The sequence below is a fragment of the Variovorax sp. YR634 genome, assembly GCF_900106655.1.
Lineage (GTDB): Bacteria > Pseudomonadota > Gammaproteobacteria > Burkholderiales > Burkholderiaceae_C > Variovorax.
This window is the reverse complement of sequence record NZ_FNOL01000004.1, coordinates 201,089-220,143: the sequence shown is the minus strand read 5'-3', so window position 1 is coordinate 220,143 and position 19,055 is coordinate 201,089. Positions and strand designations below refer to the sequence as shown.

At 67.0% G+C, this 19,055-nt stretch carries 14 protein-coding genes; 8 read left to right on the top strand and 6 right to left on the bottom strand.

Going from position 1 to position 19,055, the window contains the following annotated elements:
• Positions 1-4: 4 nt before the first annotated feature.
• Together hydA and BLV60_RS09995 are read right to left on the bottom strand one after the other, a co-directional pair.
• The gene (gene hydA / locus BLV60_RS10000) at positions 5-1,459 is read right to left on the bottom strand and encodes a dihydropyrimidinase (protein ID WP_093053844.1); all 1,455 of its coding nucleotides are present in this window, start codon (positions 1,457-1,459) and stop codon (positions 5-7) included.
• A gap of 2 nt (positions 1,460-1,461) precedes the next feature.
• Complete coding sequence (locus tag BLV60_RS09995; protein ID WP_093053841.1) at positions 1,462-2,961, bottom strand: NCS1 family nucleobase:cation symporter-1; 1,500 nt, start codon at positions 2,959-2,961, stop codon at positions 1,462-1,464.
• 226 nt (positions 2,962-3,187) lie between these two features.
• On the opposite strand from BLV60_RS09995, the gene BLV60_RS09990 reads away from it, so the two are divergent.
• The gene (locus BLV60_RS09990) at positions 3,188-3,958 is read left to right on the top strand and encodes a FadR/GntR family transcriptional regulator (RefSeq protein WP_093053838.1); all 771 of its coding nucleotides are present in this window, start codon (positions 3,188-3,190) and stop codon (positions 3,956-3,958) included.
• Between the two features lie 75 nt (positions 3,959-4,033).
• Here BLV60_RS09990 and ssb read toward each other — a convergent pair whose 3' ends face one another.
• The gene (ssb, locus tag BLV60_RS09985) at positions 4,034-4,588 is read right to left on the bottom strand and encodes a single-stranded DNA-binding protein (RefSeq protein ID WP_093053835.1); all 555 of its coding nucleotides are present in this window, start codon (positions 4,586-4,588) and stop codon (positions 4,034-4,036) included.
• A 108-nt stretch (positions 4,589-4,696) separates the two neighbouring features.
• Here ssb and BLV60_RS09980 point away from each other — a divergent pair, with 108 nt between their 5' ends.
• Together BLV60_RS09980 and uvrA are read left to right on the top strand one after the other, a co-directional pair.
• Entirely contained in the window at positions 4,697-6,067 is a 1,371-nt protein-coding gene (locus tag BLV60_RS09980; protein ID WP_093053832.1) for a chloride channel protein, read from the top strand.
• Positions 6,068-6,085: 18 nt separating this feature from the next.
• The gene (gene uvrA, locus BLV60_RS09975) at positions 6,086-9,202 is read left to right on the top strand and encodes an excinuclease ABC subunit UvrA (protein WP_093053828.1); all 3,117 of its coding nucleotides are present in this window, start codon (positions 6,086-6,088) and stop codon (positions 9,200-9,202) included.
• 19 nt (positions 9,203-9,221) lie between these two features.
• Here uvrA and BLV60_RS09970 read toward each other — a convergent pair whose 3' ends face one another.
• From BLV60_RS09970 to BLV60_RS09960, 3 genes are read right to left on the bottom strand one after another with little or no spacing between them, the layout of a single operon-like run.
• The gene (locus BLV60_RS09970; protein WP_093053825.1) at positions 9,222-9,977 is read right to left on the bottom strand and encodes a GntR family transcriptional regulator; all 756 of its coding nucleotides are present in this window, start codon (positions 9,975-9,977) and stop codon (positions 9,222-9,224) included.
• Positions 9,974-11,743, bottom strand: a complete 1,770-nt coding sequence (locus BLV60_RS09965) for a glycerol-3-phosphate dehydrogenase/oxidase (protein WP_093053823.1) — start codon at positions 11,741-11,743, stop codon at positions 9,974-9,976. The genes BLV60_RS09970 and BLV60_RS09965 overlap by 4 nt, the downstream gene beginning before the upstream one ends.
• The gene (locus BLV60_RS09960) at positions 11,740-13,227 is read right to left on the bottom strand and encodes an FGGY family carbohydrate kinase (protein WP_093053820.1); all 1,488 of its coding nucleotides are present in this window, start codon (positions 13,225-13,227) and stop codon (positions 11,740-11,742) included. The genes BLV60_RS09965 and BLV60_RS09960 overlap by 4 nt, the downstream gene beginning before the upstream one ends.
• A gap of 181 nt (positions 13,228-13,408) precedes the next feature.
• Between BLV60_RS09960 and BLV60_RS09955 the strand changes: the two genes are divergently transcribed.
• The 5 genes from BLV60_RS09955 to BLV60_RS09935 are packed head-to-tail and all read left to right on the top strand — an operon-like array spanning position 13,409 to position 18,896.
• Positions 13,409-14,455: a substrate-binding domain-containing protein gene (locus BLV60_RS09955; protein WP_093053818.1), complete on the top strand. Its 1,047-nt coding sequence runs from the start codon at positions 13,409-13,411 to the stop codon at positions 14,453-14,455.
• Complete coding sequence (locus BLV60_RS09950; protein WP_093053816.1) at positions 14,452-15,975, top strand: sugar ABC transporter ATP-binding protein; 1,524 nt, start codon at positions 14,452-14,454, stop codon at positions 15,973-15,975. Before BLV60_RS09955 ends, BLV60_RS09950 begins: the two co-directional genes overlap by 4 nt.
• A complete protein-coding gene (locus BLV60_RS09945; protein WP_093053814.1) occupies positions 15,972-17,006 on the top strand; it encodes an ABC transporter permease in 1,035 nt (344 codons plus the stop codon). Before BLV60_RS09950 ends, BLV60_RS09945 begins: the two co-directional genes overlap by 4 nt.
• An 11-nt stretch (positions 17,007-17,017) precedes the next feature.
• Positions 17,018-17,998 carry an aldo/keto reductase gene (locus tag BLV60_RS09940; RefSeq protein ID WP_093054249.1) on the top strand — a complete coding sequence of 327 codons (981 nt, stop codon included), beginning with the start codon at positions 17,018-17,020 and terminating at the stop codon, positions 17,996-17,998.
• Between the two features lie 46 nt (positions 17,999-18,044).
• Positions 18,045-18,896 carry a class I fructose-bisphosphate aldolase gene (locus tag BLV60_RS09935; RefSeq protein WP_093053811.1) on the top strand — a complete coding sequence of 284 codons (852 nt, stop codon included), beginning with the start codon at positions 18,045-18,047 and terminating at the stop codon, positions 18,894-18,896.
• Positions 18,897-19,055 lie beyond the last annotated feature (159 nt).

Here is a 19,055-nt window from a genome sequence, read left to right as displayed (position 1 = left end):
CTGCTCAAGGCTTCGCCGCCATTGGAGCGAACTGCTGCTTTGCACGTTTGTCGAGCGCCTGGAAATTGGCACCAAATGCAGGGCGCGGCAGATAGCGGCCCGCGCCCCGCTCTGCGCGCAGGTCACCGTTGGCATACACCACGCGCCCCTGGCTGATCGTGTGCGTCGGAATGCCGCGCACGGTGCGTCCTTCGAAGATGTTGAAGTCGCCCCTGGAGTGCTGCGTTGCCGCCGAAAGGGTCTTGGAGGCCTGCGGGTCCCACAGCACGAGGTCGGCATCGGCCCCCTGGGCGATCAGGCCCTTGCGGGGATACAGGTTGAAGAGCCTGGCCGCATTGGTCGATGTGACGGCGACGAATTCGCTGGGCGTCAGCCGACCGGAGTTGACCCCGGCATCCCAGATCACGGCCATGCGTTCCTCGATGCCGCCGCAGCCGTTCGGTATCTTGGCGAAGTCGTCCTTTCCGGCGGCCTTCTGGGCCGCGCAGAAGGTGCAGTGATCGGTCGCGGTGGTCTGCAGGCTGCCCGACTGGAGGCCGCGCCACAGAAACTCCTGGTGCGCCTTCGAGCGGAATGGCGGGCTCATCACGTGTGCAGCAGCGCTGGCAAAGTCTGGCGCGCGATAGACGCTCTCCTCGATCACCAGGTGGCCTGCAAGGACTTCGCCGTAGACCCGTTGCCCGGCCGCGCGGGCGCGCGCAATTGCGTCGGCCGCCTCCATGCAGGACACGTGCACGACGTACAGGGGAACGCCCAGCACGTCGGCGATGGCAATGGCCCGCTGGGCCGCCTCGGCCTCGACCGCGGGCGGGCGCGACCGCGGGTGGCCCTCGGGTCCGGTTACGCCCTTGCGGGCCAGCTCCTGCTGGAGAAAGTAGACAAGCTCGCCGTTCTCGGCATGCACCGTGGGCATGGCACCGAGTTCGAGTGCGCGGCGAAAGCTCTTCACCAGGATCTCGTCGTCGCACATGATGGCGTTCTTGTAGGCCATGAAGTGCTTGAAGCTGCTCACGCCTTCTTCATTCACCAGGGTGCCCATGTCACGGTACACGCTCTCGTCCCACCAGGTGATGGCGACATGGAAGCCGTAGTCCGCGGCGGACTTGCGCGCCCATTCCCTCCAGGTGCCATAGGCTTCCATCAGGGACTGCTGCGCGTTGGGGATCACGAAGTCGAGGATGGTCGTGGTCCCGCCGGCCAGGCCCGCGGCCGTGCCGGTGAAGAAATCGTCCATCGTGACCGTGCCCATGAACGGCAGCTGCATGTGCGTGTGAGGGTCGATGCCGCCGGGCAGCACGTACTGCCCGGAAGCGTCCAGCTGCACTGCGCCGGCCGGCGCCTGGCGTGCGGCATCGGCGCCTATGGCGGCAATCTGCCCTTCGACGCACAGCACGTCGGCTGTGAACTCCCGGTCGGCGTTGACGACGATCCCGCCTCGGATCAAGAGCGCGTTCGTCATGCTCAAGCCTCCGAAGGCCTGGTCTGTTGCGGCACCGTCGCCTGCTTCTGCAGCCGCATCGACGCAACGTACACGACGGTCGAGATGGCGATGCCCGCGAACCATGCGTAGGTGTAGATCGTCTTGAAGACTTCGGGCACGGTCGGAAAGACGCTCGGCAGCGCCGCATTGAGGAACCCGGGGAGGTTGGGCAGGACACCGGCGATGAACGCTGCGATTGCGGCAGGGTTCCACCCGTTCCTGTACCGGTACTCGCCATGGTCACTGTACAGGTCGTTCACTTGCAGCTGCGTGCGGCGGACGATGTAGTAGTCGGCAATCAGGATGCCGGCGATCGGCCCGAGCAGCGCGGAGTAGCCGATCAGCCACGTGAAGATGTAGCCCTGCGTGGATTCGAGCAGCTTCCACGGCATCATCGCGACCGCGATACCGGCCGTGATGTAGCCCCCCGTGCGGTACGAGATGGCCCGCGGATTCAACGCCGAGAAATCGTAGGCCGGGCCCACCAGGTTGGCCGCCAGGTTGACGCTGACGGTATCGACCAGCAGCACGATCAGCGCGATGAGCACGGCCGCGCCCGTCATGCGGCTGGCCAGGTCGACCGGGTCCCAGATCGCCTTGCCGTAGATCACGACCGTGGCGGAGGTGACGACCACCGCAAGGGCCGCGAGCAGCCCCATGGGAACGGGCAACCCGACCGCCTGCCCGACGATCTGGTCGCGCTGCGATTTCGCGAAGCGCGTGAAGTCGGGAATGTTCAGCGCAAGGGTGGCCCAGAAGCCCACCATGGCCGTCAGCGACGGCCAGAAGACCGCTGCGAACTGACCCGCCTTCTTGCCGCCTTCGACGAACTGCGAGGGCTGCTGCAGGATCGGGCCCAGGCCTCCGGCGCGGTTGAGCGCCCACGCCAGCAGCACGAAGCAGATGAGGATCTTCAGCGGCGCCGTGTACGTCTCGAGCTTGCGGATCGATTCGATGCCGTGAATGACGAAATAGAACTGGAGCGCCCAGAAGACGAGGAAGCTCGCCAGCTGGAAGAAGTTGATGCCCAGCCAGGCGATCTTCTCGCCTTCGAGCGGATGGCCGATCAGCACGCCGACCAGCGTGTAGATCATCATCCCGCCGAACCAGGTCTGGATACCGTACCAGCCGCATGCCACGAGCGCGCGCAGCAGCGCCGGTATGCGGGCGCCCCGGGTGCCGAACGAGGCACGCGCGAGCACCGCGTAGGGAATGCCGTACTTCACGCCCGCATGCCCGATCAGCAGCATCGGGATCAGCACGATGAAGTTCCCCAGGAAGACCGTGCCGACGGCCTCGGACCAGGACATGCCGGACTCGATCAAACCGGCGGCAAGGGTGTAGGCGGGAATGCACATCACCATGCCCACCCAGAGCGCGGCGAAGTGATACCAGCGCCAGGTGCGCTGCTCGGGCCGCGTGGGCGCCAGGTCGTCGTTCCAGAGTCTCGAGTGGGCTTGCAAAGGTTCGCTTGATTTCATGATTTTTCCTTTGAGAGAGTCACGTGGGGCTGGGATTTGAGCTTCTTCGATATGCCTACCATTTATCCGTATAAAACGTATAAATATGAACATTACATAGCAAGTTCGATGCCTGAACAAGCCCTATCGCCGGTCTATTACGAGTGTTTTTGACTCAATTGCATTCAATTGCATCGATTTATCATGGGCGATCGGCTCCGCTCGGGAGCTCCCCAAGGAACAGGGCATGCCCATTGGTCAACGCGCAAGAAAACGCCCCAAGCTCTCGGACCTCGTCGTCGAAGACGTGAAGCGCTGGATCGTTACGGAGCGCAAGCAGCCGGGCGACCGGCTACCGAACGAGAAAGAGCTCGTCGAGCTTTTCGGCGTCTCGAAAAGCACCATGCGGGAGGGATTGAAGGCACTGGAAGTGCGCGGCCTGATCAAGACGCGCACAGGCCCGGCCGGCGGCGCCTATCTCCAGCAGGTCTCGCTGGATCACGCATCAGAGCCGCTGAGAAACTTCCTGCACTTCCACCACCTGGACGGGCATCACATCTACCAGCTGCGCAAGATCCTGGAGCCCGAACTCGCGGTCAGCGTCGTCGGCCGGCTCGACGCGAAGCAACTGGATCTGATCGAGCAGACCATCCGCCTGTGCGAGCAGGAGCCTCGCAACGACATCGAGTTGCGTGCACAACGCGTCGCCGAGCTGGAGTTTCACAACCTGCTGGCGGACAGGTGTCCCAACGCCCTGCTCGCCTTCATGTGCCGCTTTCTCAACGACCTGCTGCGCGACCTCATGGTCTACAAGAATGCGTGGGAGCACCGCCACTTCGGCGAAGCCAACCTGGGCTTTCACACCAGGCTGCTGCAGGCCTTCCGCGATGAGGATGCCGACGCCGTGCACCGCCTGATGACCGAGCACATGGTCGATGCCGAAACGCACATGCACGAAATGGAAGTGCACGTCGGCGTGCAGCAGTTGCTGATGCCCGCGGGTCGGCGCCACGCGTGACTGGCCTGCCCAAAGAGAAAGAGCCGCTCCCTTTCGGGAAGCGGCTCTTTGCTTGTGAACCTGCGAAGGTCCGGATCAGAACGGAATGTCGTCGTCCATGTCGTCGAAGCCCGACGAAGACTTGGCCGGTGCCTGGCGCGGAGCCGGCGCCGCAGCGCGCGGAGCGGCTGCCGGCGCGCGCGGGGCGTAACCGCCGCCGCCACCACCACCATTGCCGCCTTGCGAATAACCACCGCCGCCACCCTGCGAGTAGCCGCCGTCGTCCTCGGGACCGCCCGACGGGCCGCCCTGGCCCTGACGGCTACCGAGCATCTGCATCTGGTCGGCGCGGATCTCGGTGGTGTACTTCTCGATGCCGTCCTTGTCGGTCCACTTGCGCGTGCGCAGGCTTCCTTCGACATACACCTGCGAGCCCTTGCGCAGGTACTGGCCGGCGATTTCGGCCAGGCGGCCGTTGAAGACGATGCGGTGCCACTCGGTGGCTTCGCGCATTTCGCCGCTTTGCTTGTCTTTCCAGCGATCGGTGGTGGCCACTGTGACGTTCGCGACCTGGTCGCCGCTCGGGAAGGTACGCATTTCGGGGTCGCGCCCCAGATTGCCGACGACGATGACTTTATTGACCGATGCCATATGCACTGCCCCTGATAAGTAGATGAAGGAGGAGGTTGAGAAGAACCCTCGATTGTGCCCCAAGGCGACCGGCCGCACTCCCGCCAGGTGCCAGAATGGGCCTCTCCGATGAACCGCGAACCAGACTTTTTCGAGCATCTGCGCGCCGAGCTGTCGAACGGCCGCGTCTGGCTCGACCGGGCAATCGTGCTGGGCTACGCCATCGCGGCCGGGCTGTTCGTGGTGGGCTTCACGCTGGCCAGCGACCGGGTCTTTGGCGAATTCCACCGCTTCTACGCCGCCTGGCCCTGGGCGGTGCTGCTGACGACACCGCTGCTCACGGCCGGCATCGTCTGGTTCACATTGCGCTTCTTCCCCGGCGCGGGCGGTTCGGGCATTCCGCAGATCAAGGCGGCCCTGAATCCGGCCCTACCCGAAGAGCGGCGCTTCGTTTTTGCCTCGCTGCGGCTCACGGTCGCCAAGATCGGGCTGGGCGCGGCGGGCTTCGCGGCCGGCCTTTCGATCGGGCGCGAGGGGCCTTCGGTCCAGGTGGCGGCGGGGGTCATGCAGCATGCGCGCCGCTGGCTCTCGCCCAACACCACCATCGATGGCCGGGCGCTGCTGGTTGCCGGGGGTGCAGCGGGCATCGCGGCAGCCTTCAATGCGCCGCTGGCGGGCGTGGTCTTCGCCATCGAGGAGCTGTCGGGCCGGCTCGAGGCGCGCTCCAGCGGCCTGATCATCACGGCCATCGTGCTGGCGGGCCTGGTGGCGGTGTCGGCCTTCGGCAATACCAGCTACTTCGGCGTGATCCGCGTACCCCGGCTGGGCTGGGACGTGCTCGGGCCCGGCCTGCTGGTCACCCTGCTGAGCGGCGCGGCCGGCGGGCTGTTCGCGCGGCTGCTGATCGCCTCGCTCACGGGCGCGGCGGGGCGCTTCAACCGCTGGCGGGCGCGCTTTCCGGTGCGGTTCGCGGCCTGCGGCGGGCTGGCCGTGGCCGTCATCGGGCTGGCGACGGGCGGCGTCACCTTCGGCGCGGGCTCCGAGGCGGTCAAGCAGATGCTGCAGGGCCACGACGAGCTCACGCCGCTCTACACCGTGCTCAAGTTCATCGCCACCTGGCTCACGGCCTGGTGCGGCGTGCCGGGCGGCATCTTCGCGCCGTCGCTGTCGATCGGCGCGGGCATCGGCGACGCAGTGGCCCGGCTGGCCAGCAGCGACCAGGGGCCGGCGCTCATCGCCATGGGCATGGCCGGCTTCCTGGCGGCGGTGACGCAGGCGCCGCTCACCGCCTTCATCATCGTGATGGAGATGGTCGACGGCCACTCGATGGTGCTGAGCCTGATGGCCGCGGCCATGCTGGCCAGCCTGGTCTCGCGGATGATCAGCCGCCCGCTGTACGACACGCTGGCCGAGCACATGGTCGGCCGGGCCATAAGCAGTACGGGCAGCACCGAGCCGGTGCATCCGCCCAAGCCTGCAGAGCCCGGCCACTCGCCATGAAATGCGCGGCGGTCTATCATGTCCGGTTGCCCTCGGACGATCGCCCCCTTGAATTCAATATCCACTGAAGACACCGCAGCCGACGCCGAAAGCGCACGCGATGCGGAGCGCGAACGCGCCACCTACCTCGGCGCAGTGCTCGCGCAGCAGCGCATCAGCATCCGCGGTGCGCGCACCCACAACCTGAAGAACGTCGATCTCGACATCCCGCGCAACAAGCTGGTGGTGATCACCGGCCTGTCGGGCTCGGGCAAGTCGAGCCTGGCCTTCGACACGCTGTATGCCGAAGGGCAGCGGCGCTACGTCGAGAGCCTGTCGGCCTATGCGCGGCAGTTCCTGCAGCTCATGGACAAGCCCGACGTCGACGTGATCGAGGGCCTGTCGCCCGCCATCAGCATCGAGCAGAAGGCCACCAGCCACAACCCGCGCTCCACCGTGGGCACCGTGACCGAGATCCACGACTACCTGCGCCTGCTGTACGCCCGCGCCGGCACGCCCTACTGCCCCGACCACCACCTGCCATTGCAAGCGCAGACGGTCTCGCAGATGGTCGATGCCACGCTGGCCTTGCCCGGCGAGCCGCGCCTGATGATCCTGGCGCCCGTGGCGCGCGAGAAGAAGGGCGAGTTCCTCGAACTCTTCGCCGAGATGCAGGCGGCCGGCTACGTGCGCTTTCGCGTGGACGGGCAGACCTACGAATACAACGACCTGCCCAAGCTCAAGAAGACCGAGAAGCACGACATCGACGTGGTCATCGACCGCCTGCGCGCGCGCGCCGACATGCAGCAGCGGCTGGCCGAGAGCTTCGAGGCCGCGCTGCGCCTGGCCGAAGGCCGCGCCATTGCGCTCGAACTGGGCGCCGAAGGTGCGGCTGATAAAGAGCACCTGTTCAACGCCAAGTTCGCCTGCCCGATCTGCCACTACTCGCTGTCGGAGCTGGAGCCGCGCCTCTTCTCGTTCAACTCGCCCGTGGGCGCCTGCCCCAGCTGCGACGGCCTCGGCCACCGCGAGGTGTTCGATCCGGCGCGCGTGGTGGCCTTTCCTTCGCTGTCGCTGGCCAGCGGCGCCATCAAGGGCTGGGACCGCCGCAACGGCTACTACTTCAGCATGATCGAGAGCGTCGCGAAGCACTACAAGTTCGACGTCGACGCGCCCTTCGAGTCATTGCCGGCCTCGGTGCAGCAGGTGCTGCTGCACGGCTCTGCCGCCGAGGAGATCAAGTTCAACTACACCATGGAATCGGGCAACTTCGCGGGCAAGAAGCTCACGAAGAAGCATCCCTTCGAGGGGATCATCCCGAACATGGCGCGGCGCTACCGCGAGACCGATTCGGTGATGGTGCGCGAAGACCTCGCGCGCTTTCGCAACCTGCAGCCCTGCCCCGATTGCGGTGGCTCGCGCCTTCGCCCCGAAGCGCGCAACGTGTTCCTCGTCGACGAATCGAACCGCCCGGCCGACGGCAGCGAACCGCCGCGCATGGCGATCTTCGAGCTCAGCCGCCTCACGCTGCGCGATTCGCTCGCGTGGTTCCATACGCTCAAGCTGCGCGGTGCCAAGGCCGACATCGCCGACAAGGTGGTGCGCGAGATCGGCCTGCGCCTGAAATTCCTGAACGACGTGGGCCTGAACTACCTGAGCCTGGACCGCAGCGCCGAGACGCTCTCGGGCGGCGAGGCGCAGCGCATCCGGCTTGCGTCGCAGATCGGCTCGGGCCTCACGGGCGTGATGTACGTGCTCGACGAGCCCAGCATCGGCCTGCACCAGCGCGACAACGACCGCCTCATCGGCACGCTGAAGCATCTGCGCGACATCGGCAACAGCGTGATCGTGGTCGAGCACGACGAGGACATGATCCACGCCGCCGACCACGTGATCGACATGGGCCCCGGCGCGGGCGTGCACGGCGGGCGCGTGATGGCGCAGGGCACGTATGCCGAGGTTTCATCCAACCCCGACTCGCTCACCGGCCAGTACCTGTCGGGCACGCGCAAGATCGAAGTGCCGAAGCACCGCACCGCGTGGCTGCCCGTGGTGAGCAAGCCTGCGTTCAACGAAGGCAAGAAGGCCTCGCGCTTTCCGCCGAGCCCCGCGGCCGAACGCCGCGCCGCACGCGAGGCCGCCCACCTGGCCACGCAGACCGACCTGCAGGAAATTCGCGTCGTCGGCGCCACCGGCAACAACCTGAAGAACGTGAGCGTCGCCTTCCCGGTCGGCCTGCTGACCTGCGTGACGGGCGTCTCGGGCTCGGGCAAGTCGACGCTGGTGAACGACACGCTCTACACGGCAGTGGCGCGCACGCTGTACCGCGCGCACGAAGAACCGGCCGCGCACGAATCGGTCGAGGGCATCGAGTATTTCGACAAGGTCATCAACGTCGACCAGAGCCCCATCGGCCGCACGCCGCGCAGCAACCCGGCCACATACACGGGCTTGTTCACGCCCATCCGCGAGCTGATGGCCGAGACCAACACCGCGCGCGAGCGCGGCTACGGCCCGGGCCGCTTCAGCTTCAACGTGGCAGGCGGGCGCTGCGAGGCCTGCCAGGGCGACGGCGTGGTGAAGGTCGAGATGCACTTCCTGCCCGACGTGTACGTGCCCTGCGAGGTCTGCCACGGTCAGCGCTACAACCGCGAGACGCTGGAGGTGCTCTACAAGGGCAAGAACATCGCGCAGATCCTCGAGATGACGGTCGAGACCGCGCACGAGTTCCTGAAGGCCGTGCCGACCATCGAGCGCAAGCTGCGCACGCTGCTCGACGTGGGCCTGAGCTACATCAAGCTCGGCCAGTCGGCCACCACGCTGTCGGGCGGCGAGGCGCAGCGCGTGAAGCTCGCGCTGGAGCTCAGCAAGCGCGACACCGGCCGCACGCTGTACATCCTCGACGAGCCGACCACCGGCCTGCACTTCGCCGACATCGAGCTGCTGCTGAAGGTGCTGCACCAGCTGCGCGACGCGGGCAACACCATCGTGGTGATCGAGCACAACCTCGACGTCATCAAGACGGCCGACTGGCTGATCGACATGGGCCCTGAAGGCGGCGCGGGCGGCGGCATGGTGGTGGGCGAAGGCACGCCGGAAGACATCGCGGCGAACGAGGCAAGCCACACAGGGCGTTATCTGAAGCGGCTGCTGTAGCCGCTTCTCGTCATCACCCTCAGGTCGTCGTCTGCACGTGCAGGCGGCTGGTCTTGCAGCGGTGGAGCGCGCGGTAGTGTTCCAGCGGCCGGCCATTGGCACCGTAGGCGATCGATTCGATGCGCAGCAGCGGCTCGGGCTGCGGCAGGTTGAGCAGCTGGCAGGTCTCGGCGTCTGGCAGCACCGCATCGATCCAGCGTTCGGCGCGCACCAGGCGCAGGCCGTACTGGCGGCGCAGCACGTCGTACAGCGAGCGGTCGTCCAGGCGCGTGCGATGCAGGCCCGGCGCAAGGTCTGCGGGCACCACGGTTTCGACCAGCAGGCGCAGCTCGCCGTCCACGCTGCGCAGGCGCTTCAGCGCGACCACCTGCGTGTCGTCACTCAACCCAAGTGACGCGGCTTCCTGCTCGGTGGGCGCGCGCAGCTCCTGCGTGAGGATCTGCGTGCGCACCGAGCGGCCCTTGCGCTCCATCTCGTCGGAAAAGCCGAGCACGGTCGAGACGAAATCCTCGTCGCGCTCGCGTGCCGACACGAACGCGCCGCGGCCCTTGATCTTGTAGATGAGGTTGTTGCGCACCAGGTCGGCCAGCGCCTCGCGCACCACGATGCGCGAGATGCCGAACTGCTCGCCGAGCTCGGCTTCGGACGGCAGCTTGGCGCCGATGGGCAGCGCGCCCTGCAGTATCTGCAGTCGAAGCGCATCGCGGAACTGGGCCCACAGGGGCGACTCGGAGTCGCGGTCGAGCACGGTCGAAGTTTCGGTCGAAGAGTTCACGTTGAGGGCTGGCCCAAGGCCTGAGGAGTCATCAATGATGCATCGAAAGACGGCGGCGCATCGGCCACCACCGGCGAAAGCCGCACGCCGTGGCGCTCGCGCAGGGCGGCGGAGCAGGCTTGCAGTTCGTGGTGCGCCTGCGCTGCGTCCCAGCCGAGCGCCTCGGCTGCAATGCCAGCCATCTCGGCCAGCGCAGCATCGGTGACGAGCCCGCGAATAGCCAGCAGCGTGCGGCGGATCACGAGGTCGTCGAGATGGACCACGCCGGTTTCGAGGCAGAGGTACGAGAGTTCGGCAACCGAGTAATCGGGCGCGTGCTGCAGCGGCACGTCGCCCGAGGCACCGAGGCGCTGCGCCAGCGGCAGCGCCTTCGATCCGTAGCGGCGCAGCAGCACCTGCGCGCGCGTGCGGCCCAGGCCGGAGGTGGCAACCATGCGCTCGACGAAGCGCTCCGTCGCCTGTGCATCGGCAGGCAGCTCCGCACCGCCGCCGATGGGCAGCAGTTCGGTCGATGCGGTGCGCGGGCGGCCCAACTGCTGCAGCACTTCGTTGGTGGCTTCTTCAGCAAGTGCACGAAAGGTCGTCCACTTGCCCCCGACGAGGCCGACGATGGGAATGTCGCGCGTCGCATTGGGCGGGTCGAGTACCACCGAATGGTCGCGCGAGATCTGGCCCGGCTTGTCGGCGTCGGAGCGCGCGAGCGGCCGCACGCCGACATAGGTGTAGACCACGTCGCCGCGCCCGAAGGAGAGGTTCGGGAACACCTCGGCCAGCACGTCGAGCAGGTAGTCGACCTCTTCAGGCTCCGTGCCGATCTGATCGGGGTCATCCACCGGAATGTCGGTGGAGCCCACCAGCACGCGGTCGAGAAAGGGATAGACGATGCACACGCGCCCGTCCACCGCCTCGAAGTAAGCCATGCGGCCTTCGAGTGCATCGCGCAGCGCGGGGTGGTCGAGCACGAGGTGCGAGCCCTTCGTGCCCATCACGCGTGAGCCCGCGCCGCCGAGCACGGCGGTGCTTCGGTCGAGCCACGCACCGCTGGCATTCACCACGGTGTCGGCCGTCACGCGCACCAGCGCGCCGGTGATCTCGTCGCGCAGCGTGAGGATGTTGCCCGCGCAGCCCATCACGCGGCAGTAGTTGGCGGCGGCCGAGCGAGGCTGGTCGCGGCAGGCGTCGCCGATGAGTTCGAGGATCAACCATTCGGGGTGGCTGATCCACGCATCGAAGAAGGTGGCAGTCCAGCGCACCGCGGCGCGGAACAGGCTGCGGTCGTTCTGCGGCACGCGGCTGATGCGGTGGTTGGGCATCACGCGCTGGCGACGGCCCAGCAGGTCGTAAAGGCGCAGGCCCGCCGCCACGGCCAGCAGGCCGCGCGTGCGTTGCGGCGGCGTGCGGCCGAAGAACTTGAGCGCGCTGCTCATGAGGCCGCCGAAGAAGCTCGACAGCGGCACCACCGTCTTCAGCGGCTGTACCAGGTGCGGCGCGTTGCGCAGCAGCAGGTTGCGCTCGCGCGTGGCTTCGGCCACCAGCGAGAAGCTGCCGTTCTCCAGGTAGCGCAGGCCGCCGTGGATCATGCGCGAGGGCGCGCTGCTGGCACCCGCGCTGAAGTCGCCCTTGTCGACGATGAGGCAATCGACGCGCTGCAGGCACAGGTCGCGGAACACGCCGACGCCGTTGATGCCGGCGCCGACGATCACTGTCGAGAAATGACGATCCGCCAGCGAAGCCGGACGCACGAAAGGCAGTTGCCAGGCGCTCATTTCGCAGCTCCCGACAGATGGGAAAACACAGGAGACATGGTGTCGATCAGTTCGTTGAAGCCGGCGTTGAAATCGGCATGGGCGCGTGCCTCGGCGGCATCGGGTTCGACCGTGTCGCAGGGCGCGAGCAAGGCGCTGCCTTGTTCGGCGTGGTCGATGCCTTGCGACATGGCGGCGTAGATGGCTGCGCCGCGCGCGCCGGTTTCGTCGTCGGCGCAGCGTTCGACCGGGTGAGCCAGGAAGCCGGCGAGCAGGCGCACGAGGCGCGTGTCGCTCGCACCGCCGCCGAGCACGGTCGATGCGGACACGGGCAGGCCGCAGGCTGCAAGGCGCGCGGTGTGCCGCGCGTGCAGCGCGGCGACCGAATCGACCACCGCGCGCGCCATGTCGCCGCGTGTGTGGTGGCTCTTGAGCCCGACGAAGCCCGCCGTCACGCCGCCACCGCCGTTGACGAAGGGCAGGAAGCGCAGGCCGCCCGCGCCCAGCGGCACCGACATCGCCAGGTCGACGACAGCGCGCGAATCGGGCAGCCCGAGCACGCCGGCCAGCCATGCGATGTTGGCCATCGACGACGGACTGTTCTCCATGTAGAGCCGCTTGTCCTCGCGGCCGAAGTTCACGACGGCGGCAACGTCGGGCTTGGGCTCGATCACCGGCCCGATCACCGCGTTCACGCACCACGTGCCGAAGACCGACACCGCACGGGCACGCCCTTCCGCGCAGATCGCGGTCATCGAGGCGAGCAGGTCGATGGCGCCCATCGCCACGGGGATGCCGGCGGGCAGGCCGCACAGCGCGGCTTCAGCAGGCCGCAGCTTGCCGACGACCTCGCCGCTCGGCACCAGCGGCCCGAAGACGTGCGGCCCAAGGTCCGCGATGCCCGATGCATCGAAGGCCGCCTGCGACCATGTGCCCGTTGCGATCGACACCAACCCGGCAGTGCTTGCATCACTGGCATCGGTCGCGATCTCGCCTGTCAGCAGAAAGCCGAGATAGTCCTTCGCGAACAGCAGCCGGCGCACCGCCCCGCGCTGCACGGCATCAGTGCCCAGCAGCTCGGCCGCGATCACGGTGGGCTGCCCCGGCCACGGCCTGCAGCCGACATCCGCGAACAGAGCGTCGCCATGGCCCAGTGAGAGCGAACGCGCACGCGCATCGGCGCGCTGGTCGGTCGACGCCACGGCCCGCCCGCCGACGAGTTCGTTGCGCGCATCGAGCGCATAGAGCCCCGCGCCGTGGCCCGTACAGCCGATGGCGCAGACCTCGGCCACGCGGGCGCCGAGCTGGTGGGCGACGTCGCGCAGCACGTGGGTCAAGGCCGCGCGGATCGCCGTCGCGGCCACTTCGCATCCCCCTCCAGGCAGCCGATCGTGCGGCAGTGGCATTCGGGACAGGGCGATGGAGCGGCCGCTCCCGGCTTCGAGGGCCAGGGCTTTCAGGCTGCTCGACCCCATGTCGATGCCGATCAGTATGTTTGGCTTCATGTCATAACAGCTTCGGCGGAATAAAAGCGCGTTGCCAGTAGCGTTTCCCCTAGTTATCCCGTCAAACGGGCAGCGCGTACATTCTAGCCTGTCATAACAACTGTCGTGACGCAGAGGATCAAAGCGCTGCCCTGAAAAGCAGCATCGCAAGCTGAGCCCACCCAACGTGAGGAGACAAAAAATGAGGCGTAATTTCCTGAAGTCCGCCGCGGCAGCCGGCATCGGCCTGGCCGGCGCCAGCGCATTCGCGCAGCAGCAGGCCGCGGCACCCGCCGCGGGCGGCGGACTGCGCGGCAACCCCAGCGACGTCTACGTGATGAACGTGATGGTGTCGGGGGTCGAGTACTGGTTTCCGGTCTACGAAATGATGAAGCAGCTCGGCCGCACGCTGGGCGTTCGCACCCGCTACACCGGCACGCCGGAGTACGACGTGAACAAGCAGCTCGCATCGTTCGAGCAGGAGCTGGCGCGCAAGCCTGCCGGCATCCTGCTGCACCCGATGAACCCCGACCCGTTCATCGAGCCGATCAACCGCGCGGCGGCGATGGGCATCCCGGTCGTCACCTTCGCGGCCGACTCGCCGAACTCCAAGCGCACCTCTTTCATCACGTCCGACAACGACCGCGAAGGCACGCAGGCCGCCGACGCCATCGCCGCGTCGCTGGGCGGCAAGGGCGAATACGCCGTGCTGGAGAACCCGGGCCAGGACAACCACGACCGCCGCATCGCCGCCTTCGTGAGCCGCATGAAGGCCAAGCACCCGGGCATGAAGCTGGTCGGCCGCGCCGCCAGCAACCAGGACCCGAACAAGGCCTACCAGGCGGTGTTGAGCCTGGCGCAAGCCAACCCGAACCTGGGCGCCCTCTTCATGCCCGAGGCCAACTCGGCGCTCGGCGCGGCGCAGGCCAAGGTCGAGACCAAGAAGAACATCAAGGTGATGTGCTGCGACGTGAACGCCAAGATCCTCGACATGATCAAGTCGGGCGACGTGTTCGGCGCCATCAACCCGAACCAGGGCATGCAGGGCTACATGGGCATGATGATGCTGTTCCTTGCGAAGAACCCGACACTCATCGACCCGATGAACGACGCCAAGCGCAACGGCACCAACCCGATGGCCGTGCCCTTCCTGGACAACGGGCTCGCGGTGGTCAGCAAGGCCAATGCCGACGACTTCTACTGGGACAAGTACCTCGCCCGCCGCGGCACCAAGGGAATCGGCGAGTGAACGCAGTGAGCGCATTGCTCGAACTGAAGGGGATCAGCAAGCGCTTCGGCGCTTCGCGTGCGCTCTCGGGCGTGGACTTCTCGCTGCACCGCGGCGAGATCCACGCCCTTTGCGGCGAGAACGGCGCGGGCAAGTCCACGCTGATGAACATCATCGACGGCATCCACCAGCCCGACGAAGGCACGATCTCGCTCGACGGCCAGCAGGTGGTCATCGACGGCCCGGCGCACGCCATGCGCCTGGGCATCGGCCTGGTGCACCAGGAGATCGCCCTGTGCGGCGACGCCACCGTGGCCGAGAACATCTTCATGCCGGAGATCAACGCCGGCAAAACAGCGTGGATGAACTACGCGAGCCTCAATGAGCGCGCCGCCAAGGTGCTGCAGCGGCTGGGGCAGGACATCGATCCTTCCGCGCTGGTGAAGGACCTGAGCATTTCCACGCAGCAGCTCATCGAGATCGCCAAGGCGCTCACGCTGAACTGCAAGGTGCTGATCCTCGACGAACCGACAGCCGCGCTGACCGACAACGAATCGGCCGCTCTCTTCAGGGTGCTGCACGACCTCAAGGCGCAGGGCATCGGCATCATCTACATCAGCCACCGCATGGCCGAGATCTTTGCGCACGGCGACCGCGTCACCGTGTTGCGCGACGGACGCGACGTGCACAGCGGCCCGCTCGCCGAGCTGAACGCCGACGACCTGGTGCGCCGCATGGTCGGGCGCGACCTGGGCAACTACTACCCGCCGAAGCAGGAAGACAGCAGCTCGAATGAACACGTGCTCGAAGTGAGCGACATCGCCGACGGCGAGCGCGTGCACGGCGTGTCCTTCACGCTGAAGCGCGGCGAGATCCTCGGCATTGCGGGCCTGATGGGCGCCGGTCGCAGCGAGCTCGCCGAAACCGTGTGCGGCCTGCGCCCCGCGCGGCGCGGCACCGTGCGCCTGCGCGGCAAGCAGCTCACGATCCGCAAGTACAGCGACGCATTGCGCGCAGGCATCGCCTACCTCAGCGAAGACCGCAAGGCGGCCGGTGTGTACCTCGACCTGCCCATTGCGCAGAACATCGCATCGATGGCGCTCAAGCGCGTCAGCTCGCGCTTCGGCCTGCTTCAACGCTCGGCCGAACACAGGCTGGCCGTGGAGCTCGGCACCAAGCTCAAGCTGAAATCCGACGGGGTCGACATCGACGTGGCGAGCCTGTCGGGCGGCAACCAGCAGAAGGTGGCCATCGCCAAGCTGCTGGCCACCAACCCCTCGGTGCTGCTGATGGACGAGCCCACGCGCGGCGTGGACGTGGGCGCCAAGTCGGAGATCCATCACATCCTGCGCGAGCTGGCCAACCAGGGCGTGGGCGTGATCGTGATCTCTTCGGAGCTGCCCGAGATCATCGGGCTGTGCGACCGCGCGCTGGTGATACGCGACGGCCGGCTGGCCGGTGAAGTGCAAGACAACGAAATGACGGAAGAGGCGCTGCTGCGGCTGGCCTCCGGACTTTGCGAAGAGGAAACGACAGCATGAACTACCCGGCACAACTCGATGCGGGGGCCGCCCCAGGCCTCCAGCCGCGACCACAGACTGGAGGAGGAGGCCCCGTGAAACCCGCCAGCAAACTCGGCAGCATGCGCGAAATGGGCTTGCTGCTCATCATCGCGGCGCTGTGCGTGGGCATGAGCTTCGCGTCGCCCTACTTCCTCACGTGGGACAACGTGCGCGCGATGCTGCTGTCGTTCTCCATCGAGGGCATCGTGGTGGTGGGCATGACGATCCTGCTGATCGTCGGCGGCATCGACCTGTCGGTGGGCTCGGTCGTGTGCTTCGCGATGGTGGTCACGGGCAAGCTCTTCCTCATGGGCTTCGACCCGTGGACGGCGGGGCTGGTGGCCATCGGCGCAAGCGCGCTGATCGGCGCGATGATCGGCGGCTGCGTCACGCGCATCGGCCTGAACCACTTCATCGCCTCGCTGGCCTTCATGGTGATCGTGCGCGGCCTGTGCCTGGCGCTCACGCAGGGCACGCCGCAGTCGCTGTTCTCGCTGCCGGCCGAGTTCAAGTTCATCGGCCAGGGCACGCTGTTCGGCATTCCGGCCGTGATCCTGATCTTCCTGGCGATTGTGGTGGCGAGCGACTTCGTGCTGCGCCGCTCCACCCTGCTGCGCCGTGTGTTCTACACGGGCAGCAACGAGAAGGCCGCGCTGTACTCGGGCATTCGCGTGGGCAACGTGAAGTTCTGGGTCACGGTGCTGTGCTCGGCCTCGGCCGGACTGGCCGGCGTGATCTACACGGCCCGCTTCGGCGCCGCCACGCCCACCTTCGGCATGGGCATGGAGCTCAACGTGATCGCCGCCGCGGTGATCGGCGGCGCCAGCCTCAAGGGCGGCTCGGGCACGGTGCTGGGCGCGGTGCTGGGCCTGGCGCTGCTGTCGGTGGTGACCAGCTCGCTGATCCTGCTCGACGTGTCGCCTTACTGGCAGGACGTGATCAAGGGCCTCATCCTGCTCGCGGCCGTGACCATCGACCACCTCATGAACACGAGAAAGACCAAGCGATGAACAACGCATCGATGAAGAAGACCACGCTCGGCCCCTCGGGCATCGAATGCTCGGCCATCGGCCTGGGCACCTGGGCCATGGGCGGCTGGATGTGGGGCGGCGGCGACAACGCGGCCGCCGTGCTGGCCATACAGGCTTCGCTAGACGCGGGCGTGAACCTGATCGACACCGCGCCGGCCTACGGCCTCGGGCGCTCCGAGAGCATCGTCGGCACCGCGCTCAAAGGCCGCCGCCACGAAGCCGTGATCGCCACCAAGTGCGGGCTGGTGTGGCACACGCAAAAGGGAACGCACTTCTTTGAAGAAGACGGCCACCCGGTGTACCGCTACCTCGGACGCGAGTCGATCATCCACGAGGCGGAAGAAAGCCTGAAGCGCCTGCAGACCGACTACATCGATCTCTACATCACGCACTGGCAGGACAGCACCACGCCGGTCGAAGAAACGATGAGCACGCTGCTCGAACTCAAGAAGCAGGGAAAGATCCGCGCCATCGGCGTGAGCAACGTGAGCCCCGAGACGCTCGCCGAGTACCTGCGCTATGGCCCGGTCGACGCGGCGCAGGAGCGCTACAGCCTGATCGACCGCGAGATCGAGCAGACGCTGGTGCCGCTGTGCAGCGAGAACAACGTCGCGGTGCTGGGCTACTCGTCGCTGGCGCTCGGCCTGCTCGCCGGCCCCATCGACCCCGAGCGCAAGTTCAACGGCGACGACCAGCGCGCGAGCAACCCGCGCTTCAGCGCCGGGAACCGCGGAAAGCTCAAGGCCTTCTTCGAAGAGATCGAGCCGCTGCGCAAGCAGCTCGAATGCTCGTTCGGCCAACTGATGATCGCGTGGACGCTGGCACGCGGCAGCATCTCGGTGGCGCTGTGCGGCGCACGCGTCAGCAAGCAGGCCATCGAGAACGCGGGCGCCGGCTCGGTACACCTGCGCGACGACGCGCTGCAGCTCATCGACACGGCGGCCAGCAGGCATCTGCTCGCGCTGGCCTGACTCACCTTTTCTGTCCCACAACCAAACAAGCAAGGATTTCTTTCGTATGTCGAAGGACAAGACCGCACGCCTGAACCGGCTGCTGAACAACGGGCGCTGCCTGGACATCGCGCTCGACCACGGCGTGTGCAACGAGCCCTCGTTCCTCAACGGGCTCGAGGACATGCCGGCGGTGATCGACAAGCTCGTGGCCGCCGGCCCCGACGCGATCCAGCTCAACTACGGCCAGGCCGACCTGCTGCAGGACCGCCCCGGCCGTGACAAGCCCGCGCTGGTGCAGCGCATCGACATGGGCAACCCCTACAACGCCACCGCGCACCGCGTGATGTGGGCCGTGCTGCAGAACGAGCATGACCCGGTGCTGCCGGCCGTGCAGCGCGACGCCGCCTGCGTGGTCGTCAACCTGTTCATGCTGCCGGACGAGCCCGACCTGTTCCGCCAGTGCGTGCAGAACATCGCGCGCGTGCGCGCCGACTGCGACCGCTACGGCATGCCGCTGATGATCGAGCCGCTGGTGATGCAGTCGCCCACGCCCGGCAGCCGCTACATGGTCGACGGCGACGCCGAGAAGATCGTCACGCTGGTGCGCCTGGCGCGCGAGATGGGCGCCGACATCGTCAAGGCCGACCCGACCAGCGACCCGGCCGACTTCCACCGCGTGGTGCAGGCCGCGCGCTGCCCCGTGCTCGTGCGCGGCGGCGGGCGCGAAGACCTGCAGCAGGTGTTCGCGCGCTCGCGCGTGCTGATGGACGAAGGCGCCGTCGGCATGGTGTACGGGCGCAATGTGTACCAGCACGCCAATCCGTCGGCGGTGGTCGATGCGCTGATGGCCATGATCCACCGCGGCGCGAGCGCCAAGGAGGCGTGGGACATCTATGAATCGGGCGGCGTGAAATGAGCTGACGCCACCCGACCAAGGAGAGAGCGAGAGAGGGAAGAAGAGGAAGCAAAGGCTGTACGGCGGGCGACGCATGCGTCGCCCGCCGGGGTGCGTCCTGCGCGCGAGCTTTTGCCAGAAGAAAAAAGACGGAGCGAGTTGGCCGAGAAAAAGGGTTCC